Raw genomic sequence first — 14,410 nt, forward strand, 5'->3', positions numbered from 1 at the left:
GATCTGTGGCGCACCCGCACGCAGGGACATCTGGCGCGGCGAACGTCCCACGGGCGGGTGAGGCAAGTCAGGCGCATCGCCCCAAGGAGGGAGCCGCCCCGATGCCCACCACCGCCGCGAGCGGGCAGACACCCCGCAGACGCCGCTTCGTCATCCCCCTCTGCGCGGTCTTCGTCGGCTCCGGACTCGTCGCCCTGACAGCTCCGGCCTACGCCGATCCGAGCCCCTCGCCCTCGCCCTCCCCCTCACCGTCGTCCTCCGCCGATCCGAGCCCGTCACCCTCACCCTCACCCTCGCCCAGCCCTTCCGCTCCCACGCCGTCGGCCGTGATCGCGTTCGAGCGCTCCTCCGACCGGGTCCGGCTCGGCTCGTCGGCGGAGCCCAACGCGGTCACCGCCACCAACACCGGCGACGCAGCGATCTGCCTGGTGAACCTGACCGTCGAGATCCCGGAATTCACCGCCGAGGAGTTCTCGGCGCAGCTCCTCGAACCCGGGCAGCGGGCGGGCGCCGGGCAGGTCACGGGCTCGCCGCGACGGGACACCGACGTCGTGGCCACGCTGGCCTACGCCCTCGCCGATCCCGAGACCGGCTGCTCCGCGATCGACTCCGAGGCCGTCGTGAGGACGTCCACGGGCACGTGGTCGGTCACGGTCCACCACACCCAACCGCCCCTGACCCCCACGCCGACCCCCACACCGACGCCCTCACCCACGCCCGACCCGCCGATCGGGAGCGAGCGCCCCTCGCCCACGGAGCGGCCGACGGAACGGCCGACGAACGCCCCCGAGACCTCGTCGCCTCCCGCGTCGACGCCCCCCTCGTCCAACACGCCGAGCAGCCCGAGCTCGTCGAACGGTTCCGGCGGATCGGGTTCCGGCGGTTCCGGCTCGGGCTCGGGGTCCGGCTCGGGCTCCGCGCCGACCTCCGGGTCCGACGTGGACGACGTCCCGACCAGCGACACCAGGATCCCGACGCTGCCGCGGGACGAGGCCGACCTCCCCGACGTCTCCGAAGGCTCGGATGACCTCGCGGAGCTGCCGGTGGTGACGCCGTCCGGCGACGACGACGCGGGCAACGGCGGCACCGAGGTCGCCGCCGACACCAGCGACCTGGGCCCCAACTGGGCGCCGGCCGTGCTGCTGGCCGCGCTCCTGCTGGCCCTGCTGCTGGCCACGCCGCTCGCCCCGGCCCGCAGGGTCCGGGTCGGTTCCGGCTACCAGGGCAAGCGCCGCAAGGGCTGACCGGCCGCGGCACAGCCTTCCGGTCCCCCGTCCGCGCCGCGGGCGGGGGACCGCCGTGCGCGGGGGCGCCCGCCAGTGGCACCCGGCCCACGCACGGCACGGCCCACGCGGCCCGGACCACACGCGGCACGGCACGGCACGACGCGGGGCACGGCACGACGCGGGGCCTGGCGCGTGTCACCGGACCCCGGGGGACGTAGGATCTCGCCCCATGAGTACCCCGCTGGTCACCGACGACCTGGCCCGCGAGCCGGCCAACGACGTCCTGGCACTCGCCGAGGCCGCGCGACGCGCGGACGGCGTCGCCCCGCTGTCCGAGCACACCATCCTGCGCGTGCGCCACGGCGCCCCCTCCGGCAGCAGCCGCTTCCACGCGATCTCCGCCGGCGGCCGCGTCGTCGGCTTCGCGTTCGTCGAGCGCGTGGCAGGCGAGCCCGACTCCGGCGAGATCGTGGTCGACCCGGCCCACCGCGGCCGCGGCCACGGCAAGGCCCTGCTGCACTCCGTCCACGCCGACGCCGGCCCCCACGGCGTGCGCGTGTGGGCGCACGGCCGGACCCCCCAGGCCGCGGCCGTGGCCGCCGCCGACGGCTGGCGCCCGGTCCGTGAACTCCACAAGATGCGCATGCCCCTGCGCGACGTCCCCGCCGACGCGCCGGGCGGGCCCTGGGCCGCTCCGGAGCTCCCCGAACCCGAGCTGCGCCCGGACGTGGCCGCCCGTGTGCGCGTGCGGCCGTTCGTGGTAGGCCAGGACGAGCAGGCGTGGCTGGACGCCAATGCCCGTGCCTTCGCCGACCACCCCGAGCAGGGCCAGCTGACCCTGGACGACCTCCTCCAGCGCGAGGTGGAGGACTGGTTCGACCCGCACGGCTTCTTCCTCGCGGCCACCGCCGACGGCTCGGTCGCCGCGTTCCACTGGACCAAGGTCCACCAGGACGGCGCGGGGCTCTCCGACTCCGAGCCGGTCGGCGAGGTGTACGTGGTGGGCGTGGACCCCGCGTGGCAGGGCAGCGGGCTGGGCCGCGCGCTCACGCTGGCCGGCCTGCGCCACCTGCGGGACGCCGGGCTGCCCTGGGTGCACCTGTACGTCGACGGTGACAACGAGGCGGCGGTGCGCCTCTACGAGTCGCTCGGCTTCGGGATGTGGGACACCGACGTGATGTACGCACCCGGCGACTGAGCGGGAAGGGGCCCCTCCGGTGACGTGCGGATCGTCACATTAACCGGAGCAACCACCGTCCGCCACGGTAGTGCGATTTCTCGTTCATCTTCCGTTCACCTTCCCTGGGACAACTGGTCACCTAACCCGCCTACCTTCACATTCGGTGCGGCACGGCCATGGCGCGCCGTGGCCGTGACACGTTGGACGCCCACCGGCCACATCCGCGTCACGGTGGCATCCGGCAGGCAGAATGCGCACCGGAGCCAGCCGGTCCCACCGGAATCATCACGCGCCGAGACTCGGCACGCGCGGACGAACCCGTTCGTACCGGGCGAACCGCCCCGAACCCGAACCGGAGCACCCATGACGACCACGGACGCGCCTGAGGCGGCCCCACGGCCGCCCGCGGGCCGGCGCCGGATCGGTGACACCGCCTTCGCCGGGCTCGCCCAGGCCTCGGGCCTGCTGATCCTCGCGATCCTCGCCGGAGTCGCCGCGTTCCTGATCATCCAGGCCTGGCCCTCCCTGGCCGCGAACACGGCGAACTTCCTCACGTCGGACGTGTGGGAGGCCAACGACCGGGAGTCGCCCGCCTTCGGCGTCGGCATGCTGGCGTTCGGCACGGTTCTGGCCGCCGCCATCGCCCTGGCCCTGGCCACTCCCGTCGCCATCGGGATCGCGCTGTTCATCGTCTACTACGCCCCGCGCAAGCTCGCGTCCCTGCTCGGGTACCTGGTGGACCTGCTCGCCGCGATCCCCAGCGTCGTCTACGGCCTGTGGGGCATCGGCTTCCTGGCCCCGCAGCTCGTCCCCGTCTACCAGGGGCTGGCCGAGCACCTGGGCTGGATCCCGCTCTTCGCCGGGCCCGCCTCCACCTCCGCGCGCACCATGCTCACCGCCGGCATCGTCCTCGCGGTGATGATCCTGCCGATCATCACCGCGATGTCGCGCGACGTCTTCCACCAGGTGCCCCAGGGGCACCGCGAGGCCGCCCTGGCGATGGGCGCGACGCGCTGGGAGATGATCCGGCTGGCCGTCCTGCCGTTCGGCAAGTCGGGGATCGTCGGCGGCGCGATGCTCGGCATGGGGCGCGCGCTCGGCGAGACCATGGCCGTGGCCATGATCCTGTCGCCCTCGCTGATGATGTCCTTCCACCTGTTGCAGAGCGGCAACCAGACCATCGCCGCGCACATCGCCCTCCAGTACCCGGAGGCGACCGGGTACGGGGTGTCCGCGCTGATCGCCGCGGGCCTGGTCCTGTTCGCGATCACCCTGGCCGTCAACATGGGCGCGCGCTACATCGTGGCGCGGGGCAGCAAGGAGTCCTGATGAGCACGACGACCACGCAGCCCCCCGAGCCCGAGGCGAGCCGGGCCGTGCTCGAGCTCCGCCGCGGCGCCCTTCCGCGCCGCTTCCCCGCCGTCCTGCTGGCGTCCACCGCCGCGGTCGTCGCGGGGGTCCTCCTGGCCTTCGCCTCCTTCGGGTTCGCCCTGTGGGCGACGCTCACCGCCGCGGCCTACACCGCCATCGTCGTGACCGCGTCCGCGCGGGTGGAGGGCGGCCGCAAGGCCACCGACCGGCTGGTCACCGCCCTGGTCTACGGGTGCTTCCTGCTGGCCATGCTGCCGCTGGTGTCGGTCCTGTGGACCGTGACGCGGAACGGCATGGCGCGGTTCGACGCCTACTTCCTCACCGTGTCGATGAACGGCGTCCTGCCGAGCATGGACGCGGGCGGCGTCTACCACGCGATCGTCGGCACGCTGGCGATCACCGGCATGGCCACGCTCATCGCGGTGCCCGTCGGCGTGATGAGCGCCGTCTACCTCGTCGAGTACGCCGAGGGCCGGATGAAGCGCGTCATCACGTTCTTCGTCGACGTCATGACCGGTATCCCGTCCATCGTCGCCGGACTGTTCGTCGTGGCGCTGTGGATGATGCTGTTCGGCCCGGGCCACACCAACGGCGCGGCGGGCGCGATCTCGCTGTCCGTGCTGATGATCCCCGTGGTGGTGCGCTCCAGCGAGGAGATGCTGCGGCTGGTCCCCCGGGACCTGCGCGAGGCCTCCTACGCCCTGGGCGTGCCCAAGTGGCGCACGATCACCAAGGTGGTGCTGCCCACGTCCGCCGCGGGCCTGACCACCGGAATCATGCTCGCCATCGCGCGCGTTATCGGTGAGACGGCGCCGTTGGTCCTCACCGCGGGCTCCTCGGCGGTGTCGATCAACTGGAACCTGTTCGACGGCCAGATGATGAGTCTCCCGGTCTTCATCTACTCCCAGGTGCGCATGGGCGACGCCGTCAACTACGAGAGGGCCTGGGGCGCCGCGCTGACCCTGATCCTGACGGTCATGCTGCTGTTCTTCCTGGCCCGCCTCATCGGCCGACTGTTCGCGCCCAAGTCCCGCTGACCACCGCCCACGCTCCGCGCGCGGCACCTGAACTCACGAGGAACCATCCAGTGGCGAAAAGAATCGACGTCTCCGGCCTCCACGTCTACTACGGCGACTTCCTCGCCGTCGAGGACGTGTCGATGACCATCGAACCGCGATCGGTGACGGCGTTCATCGGCTCGTCCGGCTGCGGCAAGTCCACCTTCCTGCGCACGCTCAACCGGATGCACGAGGTCACCCCGGGGGCTCGCGCCGAGGGCAAGGTGCTCCTGGACGACCTGGACATCTACGGCCCCGACGTGGACCCGGTGATGGTCCGCAGCGAGGTCGGCATGGTCTTCCAGAAGGCCAACCCGTTCCCGACGATGTCCATCTACGACAACGTCATCGCCGGCGCCAGGCTCAACAACAAGCGGATGAGCAAGGCGCAGGCCGACGACCTGGTCGAGAGCTCGCTGCGGGGCGCGAACCTGTGGGAGGAGGTCAAGGAGCGGCTGAACAAGCCCGGTGCCGGACTGTCCGGCGGTCAGCAGCAGCGCCTGTGCATCGCCCGCGCCACGGCGGTCAAGCCGTCGGTGCTGCTGATGGACGAGCCCTGCTCGGCCCTGGACCCGATCTCGACGCTGGCGATCGAGGACCTCATCCACCAGCTGAAGGAGGACTACACGATCGTCATCGTCACGCACAACATGCAGCAGGCGGCGCGTGTGTCCGACCGCACGGCCTTCTTCAACCTCTCTGCGCCGGGCAAGCCCGGCCGGCTCATCGAGATGGGCGAGACGAACCAGATGTTCACCCGCCCGGAGCAGAAGGAGACCGAGAACTACATCACCGGCCGCTTCGGGTAGAGACGGGTGTGCGGCCGGTGACGGGGGCCGCTTCGGATCAGCCCTGTTCAGAGCCCTGAGCCCGAGGTGAGACGGAGCCCGTGTTCCGGTAGGTTCGGAAGGATCGAACCGTGAGGAGCTCCCCATGCCCGTGCCCCTGGTGATCGACACCGACACCGCCCAGGACGACTGCGTCGCCCTCCTGGTGGGACTGCTGGACCCCGCGGCGGACCTGCGCGCCGTCACCATGGTCGCCGGGAACGTGGGCTTCGACCAGCAGGTGCGCAACGCCTTCCTCACGCTCAACGTGGCGGGACGCGGTGTCCCGGTCCACCTCGGCTGCCGCGCGCCGCTCATGCGCCCCTGGGTGAGCGCGGAGAACGTCCACGGAGACGGCTCCGGCGGACTGCGCATGGACCAGACCGGGCTGGAGCCCGAAGCCGAGCACGCGGTGGACACGCTGATCCGCCTGGCCGCGGAGCGGCCGGGCGAGCTGTCGATCGTGGCGATCGGCCCGCTGACCAACATCGCGATGGCCGCGGCCAAGGACCCCGCCTTCGTCCGCAACGTCGGCGCTCTCTACGTGATGGGCGGGTCCAACAACGCGCGCGGCAACATCACGGCCGCCGCGGAGTTCAACTTCTACGTCGACCCCGAGGCCGCCAAGGCCGTCTTCGCGGCGGGCTTCGAGATCACGGTGATCCCGTGGGACCCGCTCACGCTGCGCGACGCGGTGTTCGGCCAGGAGCGGCTGGACGGGATCGCCGCCCTGGGCACGCCGCTGTCCGACTTCTTCACGCGGGTGTGCGCACCCACGCTGGAGTTCGACCGCAGTGTGGGCATCGACGGGACCACCCATCCCGACTCCCTCACCGCCGCCGTGCTGCTCCACCCCGAGCTGGTCCTGCGGACCGGCCGCTACCACGTGGACGTGGAGACCGCGGGCGAGCTGACCCGCGGCTACTCCGCGATGTCGTGGGGCGTGCACGGTCTGGAGCCGAACGCCACGGTGGTGGAGGCGGTCGACGCGGAGGCCTTCCACGCCTACCTCAAGGGCCTTCTGGCCACCCCCACCACCCCGGCCCGGGAGATCACCCACGCCCCCTGACGGGTGCGCCCCGGGCGTCAGTAGAAGGCCGTGACGGCGCCGACCGCCAGAAGGACCGCCCCGGTCGCGGTGAAGACACCTGCGAGCGCACGGAAGGCCCGTCGTCTACCGTCCTCCTCGCGTAGGAGCTGATCCCTGGACCTGGCGGACATGACGAACGGCCCCCCGTCGGCCGGGGCGCTGATCACGAGCGGCTCCTCGGCCTCGGCACTGACCTCACCATGAACGAACAGCCTGGTACCGGCACGAACCACCCACTCCTCCTCCCGGTGGCCGTGCGTGCGTTCGCCGTACCGAAGGACCTCCTGGACAGAGGTCAGCCCCTCTGCGGGCGGCACCGCCACGTATCGGTCGACCGCTTTCTCAGCACCCTCGACGGCATGGCCGGCCGGCCGGATCACCAGTCGCCCCGTATCGTCCTCCAGAAGAAAGGCGGCGTCCGTGGTCTGCAGGGCCACCGTCGTCATTCCGGCTTCGATCGGGTTCCAGCCGTGCAGTTCCGCGTCCGCCCTCACTTTGAGGAACGTCTCGGTGACCTTGTGCTTGTGCCAAACGCACTCGATCCGGCCGTGTTCTGAGGTGAGCGTCCCGTCCTCGTGTGACCGCACCACGCCGGTCACCCCACACCGCTGCCGGAAGACCCGACGTCCCTCTGCCCACGACTCCCGGCGCGACTCCACCAGCTCCGCGACGGTCGAGGGGCCGGTCGTCCTCAACAGGCGGACCCGGAGGTCCGCCCGTCTCGCCAGGTACCAGCACACACCGCTTGGCATCAGTACGACCAGCCCCACCGCGATCCAGATCATGGTGTCTCCGATCGCGGGAGGTCAGCTGTTCTTGACGACGATCGTCTCGACGGTGTTGGCGACGTGCTCGAAGGCGTCGGCGGCCGTCTCCAGCTCCTCGATGACGTCCTTGAGCTTGAGCACGGTCAGCGCGTCGTACTCTCCGCCGAACAGGCGGGCCAGGAGCTTGCGGTAGATGCGGTCGGCCTGGTTCTCCAGCTGGTTGATCTCGATCCAGTACCGGGTGAGGTCCTGGAGGGTCCGGAGCCGGGGCATCGCCTCGGCCGTGAGCTCGGCGGCGCGTTCGAGCACCTCGATCTGGTCGATGATGCCCTTGGGCAACCGCTCCAGCCCGTACAGCCCGATCAGGTCGACGGCGGCCTCCATGGAGTCCATGACGTCGTCCAGGTTCGAGGCGAGGCGGTAGATGTCCTCCCGGTGGATGGGAGGTGCCGAGCTCTTGTTGAGCCGACGCATGATGGCGTGGGTCGCGTCATCGCCCGCGTGCTCGCAGGCTCGCATCTTCTCGGTGATGGCCTCTCGGTCGGCCCCGTCGCTCATCAGCTCCACCAGCAGGCGGGCCGCGATGACCAGGTTGTTCGCCGAGTCGGTGAACATCTCGTAGTAACTGTCATCACGCGGGCGCAAGCGCAGGCGCACGTCGTTCTCCCGATGGTGCGGTGGTCTTCCTTGGTGGATGTTAAGGGCGCTGACCAGCTGGACCAGCTCGACAGCACGAGGCGGCACGGCTTCTACCCCGAGGGGGAACGGGGCACTCCGCGCCGGGTCACCCCTTGTTCATCTGTCGATGTCCGTGCGCGGAACTCGATGGCACACGGGTTCCATCGCAATCCTCCCAATCTCAACAACACCGGGACGCTTCGGGACGCTACCGTCTCGCGCCCGCGCTGGCCACCGGTGCGCTGAGACAGGAATCACCCAATCGTGCGGACAAGGTAGGACCGGTCGGCACGATCCGCCCGATGTCCACCTTCGGTCCATTCACTCGCAATGACAAGTCCCAGTCGAGTTAACCCGATCGTTCGCGGCCCGTGATCCTGGACACCACTCCACCTGCGAAGGCCGTTTCCGTGACCGCGCCGACCACGAGGCGGGGTGAGAGACGCCACTCCGCCAGGCGGCCTAGAGTTCCCCCATGGCCTCCCGTCACTCACCACCGCCCGAGGACGGCTCCGCGGCGGAGCGGACCCCCAACGGGCGCCTCCGGCGCGGTACGCCCTCCGGGATGACCGCGAGCGCGGTGCGCCGCCTGCGCACCGCCCTGGACGACCAGCTCGACGCGCTCGGCGAACCGCCCTTCCAGGGCGGGGACGAGGAGGCCGCGGCCGCCTGCGCCCTGGCCGTGCTGCGCTCCCCCGAGCCCCTGCGGCCCGCGGTCAAGGCCGCCGTGCGCGCCACCCTGGCCGTCCTCGCCGACCGTGCTCCCGGTAACAGCCTGGAGGTCCGCGTGCCGCCGTACGGAGCCGTCCAGGCGGTCGAGGGACCCCGGCACACGCGGGGGACGCCGCCCGGCGTCGTGGAGACCGATCCCCCGACGTGGCTGCGGTTGGCGACCGGCCGGACCACCTGGGACGAGGCCCTCTCCGAGCACCGCGTCCAGGCCAGCGGAGCCCGCTCCGACCTGTCCGAACTCCTCCCTTTATGGTCGGATCATCCCCCGGGTGGTCCCGACCCGGGGACCAGGCACTAAGCTGTGGGTGTGTCGTACTCCGACGGCCGGCTCTCCATGGACCACGATCCGCTCGAACGCGGCCCGCAGGACGCCTGCGGTGTATTCGGTGTCTGGGCTCCCGGCGAAGAAGTCAGCAAGCTCACCTACTTCGGCCTCTACGCGCTGCAACACCGCGGTCAGGAATCCGCGGGCATCGCACTGAGCGACGGGGAAAGGATCGTCGTCTACAAGGACATGGGACTCGTCTCCCAGGTCTTCAACGAGGCGACCCTGGACTCCCTGCGCGGCGACCTCGCGATCGGCCACTGCCGCTACTCCACGACCGGTTCGCCGGTGTGGGAGAACGCGCAGCCCACCTTCTACTCCGCGCGAGAGGGGGGTCTGGCGCTCGGCCACAACGGCAACCTGATCAACACGCCCGAACTGGCCGCCATGCTGCCGGACTCGCGCCGAGGCGCCACCACGGACACCGAGGTGCTCACCAACCTGCTGGCGGACTACGCCAACGGCGAGGGACGCAGCATGGAGCAGGCGGCCCGCGAGCTCCTGCCCAAGGTCCAGGGGGCCTTCTCCCTGGTGTTCATGGACGAGCACACCCTCTACGCCGCGCGCGACCCGCAGGGCATCCGCCCGTTCGTGCTGGGCCGCCTGGGCGAGACCTCCGGAGCCGGCGGCTGGGTCGTCGCCAGCGAGACCGCCGCCCTGGACATCGTGGGCGCGACCATGGTCCGCGAGATCGAGCCGGGTGAGCTGCTCACCATCGACGAGCGCGGTGTGCGCTCGCAGCGCTTCGCCCCCGCCCAGCGCAAGGGCTGCCTGTTCGAGTACGTCTACCTCGCACGCCCCGACACCACCATCGCCGGGCGCAACGTCAACTCCACCCGGGTGGAGGTCGGCCGCCGCCTGGCCAAGCAGCACCCGGTGGAAGCCGACCTGGTCATCCCCGTGCCCGAGTCCGGCACTCCCGCCGCGGTCGGCTACGCCGAGGCCAGCGGCATCCCGTTCGCCCAGGGCCTGGTGAAGAACTCCTACGTCGGACGCACCTTCATCCAGCCCAGCCAGACCCTGCGCCAGCTGGGCATCCGGCTCAAGCTGAACCCGCTGCGCGAGGTCATCCAGGGCCGCCGCCTGGTGGTCGTGGACGACTCGATCGTGCGCGGCAACACCCAGCGCGCCCTGGTGCGGATGCTGCGCGACGCGGGGGCCGCCGAGGTGCACGTGCGCATCTCCAGCCCGCCCGTCCTGTGGCCCTGCTACTACGGCATCGACTTCGCCACCCGGGCCGAGCTCATCGCCGCGAACCTGTCCGTGGACGAGATCGCGGAGTCGGTGAACGCCGACTCCCTGGCCTACGTGGACCTGGACGAGCTCATCGCCGCCTCCGAGGTGCCCAAGAACGAGCTCTGCCGGGCCTGCTTCGACGGCGTGTACCCGATCGAGGTCGACGCCGACTCCCGGGGCAAGTTCCTGCTGGAGAAGTCCTGCGGCACGCCCAAGGACGCGAAGCTGGCCACCAAGTAACGAGCCGTGCGGCGGAGCGGCGCGCGACGCCGGTCCGCCGCGTCCGGGCTCCGGCGTGCCCTGGGAGGGGAGCACCGGGCCCGTACCACCACCCGAACACAGCACGAGGAGAACTCGCGTGGCAGCCGACAGCACAGGGGCGACGGGCGCGTACGCGGCCGCGGGCGTCGACATCGCCGCCGGTGAGCGCGCCGTCGACTTGATGAAGCGCCATGTCGCGCGGACCCGACGGCCCGAACAGGTCACCGACGCCAGCGGCTTCGCCGGCCTGTTCCGCCTGGACACGGCCAAGTACAAGGACCCCGTCCTGGCGACCTCCACCGACGGCGTGGGCACCAAGGTGATGCTCGCCCAGACGATGGACAAGCACGACACCATCGGCATCGACCTGGTGGGGATGGTCGTCGACGACCTCGTCGTCAGCGGCGCCGAACCGCTGTTCATGACCGACTACGTGGCCTGCGGGTCCGTCGTCCCCGAGCGGATCGCCGAGATCGTCGGCGGGATCGCGGAGGGCTGCGCCCAGGCCGGCTGCGCGCTGATCGGCGGCGAGACCGCCGAGCACCCGGGCGCGATGGAGCCGGACGAGTACGACCTGGCGGGCGCCGGCACCGGTGTGGTGGAGGGCGACGCCATCCTGGGACCGGACCGGGTACGCGAGGGCGACGCGGTCATCGCGATGGCCTCGTCGGGACCGCACTCCAACGGCTACTCACTGATCCGCCACATCGTGGACCGGGCCGGGCTCGACCTGCACGCGCACGTCCCCGAGTTGGACGGTGTCCTGGGCGAGGTCCTGCTCACGCCGACCCGCGTGTACGCCAAGGACTGCGTGGCCCTCACCGCGGAGGTGGAGGTGCACGCCTACTCGCACGTGACCGGCGGCGGCCTGGCCGCGAACCTGTCGCGTTCCCTGCCCGACCACGTGGACGCGCGTCTGGACCGCTCGACCTGGACGCCGGCTCCCGTGTTCCGCTACATGGCGGAGCAGGGGAACGTGGCCCGCGAGGACATGGAGGCCACCTTCAACATGGGCGTGGGGATGGTGGCGGTCGTCGCGGCGGACGACGCCGAACGCGCCCTGTCCGTGCTCGCCGATCGCGGTGTCACCGCGTGGCGGCTCGGAGAGGTGGTGCCCGGTGCCGGCCAGGCGAACCTGACCGGCGACCACCCCGACGCGTGACGAAGCACGACGCCGGACGCGTCCGCTGTGGACGCCCCTCCCTCCATCGTGCCCAGGGCGCACTGGTGGGAGGCGCGAACATAGCCGGTGCGAACCACTCGCGTGGTTCGCACCGGCTATATCCACCTGCTTGCCGCTGTCTCGGGTGAGTCAGCGGGTGTCACAGGTCAGCGGTTGTTGTCCGAGCGACCTGTCCAGTACCCGACCGACGGCTGCTACTTGTCGGAATCCGAGTACTTGTCGGCTAGATCCGCGTAACGGTCGACCAGATCGTCCTGAGGATCTCCATAGGAGTCGTCCGGACCCGACGGCCCGGAGGGAGACCCCTCGTCCTCAGCGACACCCAGCTCCGACCGCAGCCGATCAAGGTCGGTCCCGCCGGAGCTGTACTTGAGCTTCCGGGCGACCTTCTGCTGCTTGGCCTTGGCTCGGCCGCGCCCCATTGGCTCGACCCCCTCAACGATTGGGTTCCGACGAACCCCAGATCACTTACTAACCCGCAGTCACGGGCTGACGGCCGTCAAACGCGACTGACGACAGGCGCCAGCTTACGTACACGTACAACCGTACCTGGTCGGGCACCGCCGTGCCTACGCCACCCGGGTGTGACGGGTGTGGTCCGCGACCGACCTCGCGCGCGGGCGGGGGAATTTCGGTGGGTGCCACCCACCACATTATGTGCCACGATGCGATCGTGCTGCCCTACACCGCCTACCTTCGCGTCTACCAGCCGCTCGATGCCTTCCCGGTACGCGACCGTCGGTACTGGGAGGAGTACTCCATGTCCTCGGAGCGGCCCCGCAGGATCAACGCGCTGTCCGCCGAGCACACCGCGAGCCTGCACCGACTCATCGGGACCCCGCCCGTGGTGGCCCCGGCGCAGGAGAGCGGGGACGCCTACCTGCGCCGGGTCAACGAGCGCCTGTACGTGTGCCCGTGGCAGACCAGGCTCCGCTCCTGGCGCGCCTTCACCGAGTTCACGAACACGACGCCGGTGTCGGTCAGCGAGGCCTTCGTGCCCGTCGCCGAGGCGGAGCGGGTCGAGGGGGACTACGAGGAGTGGAAGGGGTCGGGGGCCCAGGTACGCCCCGGCATCCTGTCGAGCAACTGGACCATCCCCGTCGCGTGGTTCGTGCCCTTCGAGGAACGCGAGCGGTGCCTGGTGCTGTCGGCCAACTCCACCCGGACGCTCCTGTACCTGACGCGGACCTCCATGGCCAGACGGCGCCTGGAGCACACGGTGGCGGTTCTGCGGGAGCACCTCGGCACGCACGCGGTGTCGGCGTCGACCGAGCAACTGGTCGACTGGCTGTCTCTGACCGCGCATCCGAACTCGCTCCTGGAGCTGGACTACGGCGGACTCCCCCACCTGCTCAGTGACGAGCACCTCAGTAACGACCACTCCGTGGGCGAGGTCTCGGCCGCCGTCGAGGCGCTGGCCAAGGGCGACACCGAGACCGTCACGACGCTGCGCCGGCGCATCACGCGGCGCTGGAGGTCTGTGCGCGCCCTGGAGCACGCCAACTGAGGGTCATCGGTTCACCAGGATTTCGCGGACACTGGGGGGCGACTGTCGTGAAAAATCCGCGCGGCCGACGGTGCGCCACGCCGTGGCACAACCTGGTACACCAGGTTTCTTCGGGTTCGTCCGCGGACTTTCCGCACGTGACAACGGTGCGAGTCCGGACGCCGGCGGTGCACGACATCAAGCATCGTGAAACTGGGCATAACGCCCGATAGGGATCGGCCTAGACTGTGACCGACCGATCACGTACTGCACTCTGCGTCACGACGAAACCCTTGCCACGCCGGGGATCCGCGTGACCCCGACCGCCACCCCGAACCAGCGGGACTCCCGCCCGACATCCCGCCCCTCCTCCCCTCGCACCGCAACTGACCAGGAGATCCGGCACCGATGCCGGCCCTCAGAGGAGGGGTTTCGGTCAAGCTCTCGTAGCACTTCGGACTCTCCGCATCGAGAAAAACGAGGCCCGAGAACGAAGTTTTGACCGAATACGCCACATGCCACTAAACGTGTCGCTAGAATCACTTAGCGTGACGCGGCCACGGGCGGCTTTCTTTGGCCTCCCACGTGCAAAGTTGCTTGGAGTGGTCGCACAATCACCTCGGGTGATGCCAATATAGACCTAGAGGAAATATTGGACATCCGGGTCAAGTGCCAGGATGAAGGCTCAAGGATCGGCACACAGATCCAGGAGGAGAGGCCGTACACATGTCAACTCGCACGCCCGAGGCGGAGCCCCTGTTGACCCCCGCCGAGGTTGCCACCATGTTCCGTGTGGACCCCAAGACCGTGACACGCTGGGCCAAGGCGGGCAAGCTGACCTCGATCCGCACCTTGGGCGGACACCGCCGCTACCGTGAGACTGAGGTCCGCGCCCTGCTTGCCGGAATCCCCAGCCAGCGTACGGAGTGATCTCCCCGGTCTGTGCCGATTCCGGGGGGAACGGCCGGACGCACTCCGGCTGAAACAACG

Annotated in this window: 14 protein-coding genes; 11 read left to right on the forward strand and 3 right to left on the reverse strand. The window is 70.3% G+C overall.

All coding sequences use genetic code 11. The features are described from left to right. The first annotated feature begins 101 nt into the window (after positions 1–101). From M1P99_RS09145 to M1P99_RS09170, 6 genes are all read left to right on the forward strand, one after another. Positions 102–1,244, forward strand: a complete 1,143-nt coding sequence (locus tag M1P99_RS09145) for a hypothetical protein (protein WP_304452225.1) — start codon at positions 102–104, stop codon at positions 1,242–1,244. A gap of 211 nt (positions 1,245–1,455) precedes the next feature. Next, on the forward strand, positions 1,456–2,424 hold the full coding sequence (mshD, locus tag M1P99_RS09150) for a mycothiol synthase (RefSeq protein WP_304452226.1): 969 nt from the start codon (positions 1,456–1,458) through the stop codon (positions 2,422–2,424). A gap of 345 nt (positions 2,425–2,769) precedes the next feature. Continuing rightward, positions 2,770–3,735: a phosphate ABC transporter permease subunit PstC gene (gene pstC / locus M1P99_RS09155; RefSeq protein ID WP_304452227.1), complete on the forward strand. Its 966-nt coding sequence runs from the start codon at positions 2,770–2,772 to the stop codon at positions 3,733–3,735. Then, entirely contained in the window at positions 3,735–4,814 is a 1,080-nt protein-coding gene (gene pstA, locus M1P99_RS09160) for a phosphate ABC transporter permease PstA (protein ID WP_304452228.1), read from the forward strand. The genes pstC and pstA overlap by 1 nt, the downstream gene beginning before the upstream one ends. 50 nt (positions 4,815–4,864) lie before the next feature. After that, positions 4,865–5,644: a phosphate ABC transporter ATP-binding protein PstB gene (gene pstB / locus M1P99_RS09165; RefSeq protein WP_304452229.1), complete on the forward strand. Its 780-nt coding sequence runs from the start codon at positions 4,865–4,867 to the stop codon at positions 5,642–5,644. Between the two features lie 124 nt (positions 5,645–5,768). After that, entirely contained in the window at positions 5,769–6,731 is a 963-nt protein-coding gene (locus M1P99_RS09170; protein WP_304452230.1) for a nucleoside hydrolase, read from the forward strand. Positions 6,732–6,748: 17 nt separating this feature from the next. Here M1P99_RS09170 and M1P99_RS09175 read toward each other — a convergent pair whose 3' ends face one another. Then, positions 6,749–7,537: a GIDE domain-containing protein gene (locus M1P99_RS09175; RefSeq protein WP_304452231.1), complete on the reverse strand. Its 789-nt coding sequence runs from the start codon at positions 7,535–7,537 to the stop codon at positions 6,749–6,751. 21 nt (positions 7,538–7,558) lie between these two features. Beyond that, entirely contained in the window at positions 7,559–8,176 is a 618-nt protein-coding gene (locus tag M1P99_RS09180) for a DUF47 domain-containing protein (protein WP_053616805.1), read from the reverse strand. A gap of 586 nt (positions 8,177–8,762) precedes the next feature. Here M1P99_RS09180 and M1P99_RS09185 point away from each other — a divergent pair. The 3 genes from M1P99_RS09185 (at position 8,763) to purM (ending at position 11,913) form a co-directional block, all read left to right on the forward strand. Then, complete coding sequence (locus M1P99_RS09185) at positions 8,763–9,227, forward strand: sterol carrier family protein (RefSeq protein WP_304455640.1); 465 nt, start codon at positions 8,763–8,765, stop codon at positions 9,225–9,227. A 9-nt stretch (positions 9,228–9,236) separates the two neighbouring features. Continuing rightward, positions 9,237–10,730, forward strand: a complete 1,494-nt coding sequence (gene purF / locus M1P99_RS09190) for an amidophosphoribosyltransferase (protein WP_304452232.1) — start codon at positions 9,237–9,239, stop codon at positions 10,728–10,730. A gap of 118 nt (positions 10,731–10,848) precedes the next feature. Beyond that, complete coding sequence (gene purM / locus M1P99_RS09195; protein WP_304452233.1) at positions 10,849–11,913, forward strand: phosphoribosylformylglycinamidine cyclo-ligase; 1,065 nt, start codon at positions 10,849–10,851, stop codon at positions 11,911–11,913. A 215-nt stretch (positions 11,914–12,128) separates the two neighbouring features. On the opposite strand, the gene M1P99_RS09200 is transcribed toward purM, so the two are convergent. Next, positions 12,129–12,356, reverse strand: a complete 228-nt coding sequence (locus M1P99_RS09200) for a DUF3073 domain-containing protein (RefSeq protein WP_179825067.1) — start codon at positions 12,354–12,356, stop codon at positions 12,129–12,131. Between the two features lie 251 nt (positions 12,357–12,607). Between M1P99_RS09200 and M1P99_RS09205 the strand changes: the two genes are divergently transcribed. Together M1P99_RS09205 and bldC are read left to right on the forward strand one after the other, a co-directional pair. Beyond that, positions 12,608–13,441, forward strand: a complete 834-nt coding sequence (locus tag M1P99_RS09205; RefSeq protein WP_304452234.1) for a hypothetical protein — start codon at positions 12,608–12,610, stop codon at positions 13,439–13,441. Positions 13,442–14,146: 705 nt separating this feature from the next. After that, positions 14,147–14,350, forward strand: a complete 204-nt coding sequence (gene bldC / locus M1P99_RS09210) for a developmental transcriptional regulator BldC (RefSeq protein WP_013155387.1) — start codon at positions 14,147–14,149, stop codon at positions 14,348–14,350. Positions 14,351–14,410: the final 60 nt, after the last annotated feature.

This window comes from Nocardiopsis sp. YSL2 (assembly GCF_030555055.1).
In the GTDB taxonomy this organism is placed as follows: domain Bacteria; phylum Actinomycetota; class Actinomycetes; order Streptosporangiales; family Streptosporangiaceae; genus Nocardiopsis.

What these genes read in the sequence shown, in the direction of transcription:
- M1P99_RS09145 (WP_304452225.1), top strand. Translation starts at nt 102, where the DNA reads ATGCCCACCACCGCCGCGAGCGGGCAGACACCCCGCAGACGCCGCTTC.
- mshD (WP_304452226.1), top strand. Translation starts at nt 1,456, where the DNA reads ATGAGTACCCCGCTGGTCACCGACGACCTGGCCCGCGAGCCGGCCAAC.
- pstC (WP_304452227.1), top strand. Translation starts at nt 2,770, where the DNA reads ATGACGACCACGGACGCGCCTGAGGCGGCCCCACGGCCGCCCGCGGGC.
- pstA (WP_304452228.1), top strand. Translation starts at nt 3,735, where the DNA reads ATGAGCACGACGACCACGCAGCCCCCCGAGCCCGAGGCGAGCCGGGCC.
- M1P99_RS09170 (WP_304452230.1), top strand. Translation starts at nt 5,769, where the DNA reads ATGCCCGTGCCCCTGGTGATCGACACCGACACCGCCCAGGACGACTGC.
- M1P99_RS09175 (WP_304452231.1), bottom strand. Translation starts at nt 7,537, where the DNA reads ATGATCTGGATCGCGGTGGGGCTGGTCGTACTGATGCCAAGCGGTGTG.
- M1P99_RS09185 (WP_304455640.1), top strand. Translation starts at nt 8,763, where the DNA reads ATGACCGCGAGCGCGGTGCGCCGCCTGCGCACCGCCCTGGACGACCAG.
- M1P99_RS09200 (WP_179825067.1), bottom strand. Translation starts at nt 12,356, where the DNA reads ATGGGGCGCGGCCGAGCCAAGGCCAAGCAGCAGAAGGTCGCCCGGAAG.
- bldC (WP_013155387.1), top strand. Translation starts at nt 14,147, where the DNA reads ATGTCAACTCGCACGCCCGAGGCGGAGCCCCTGTTGACCCCCGCCGAG.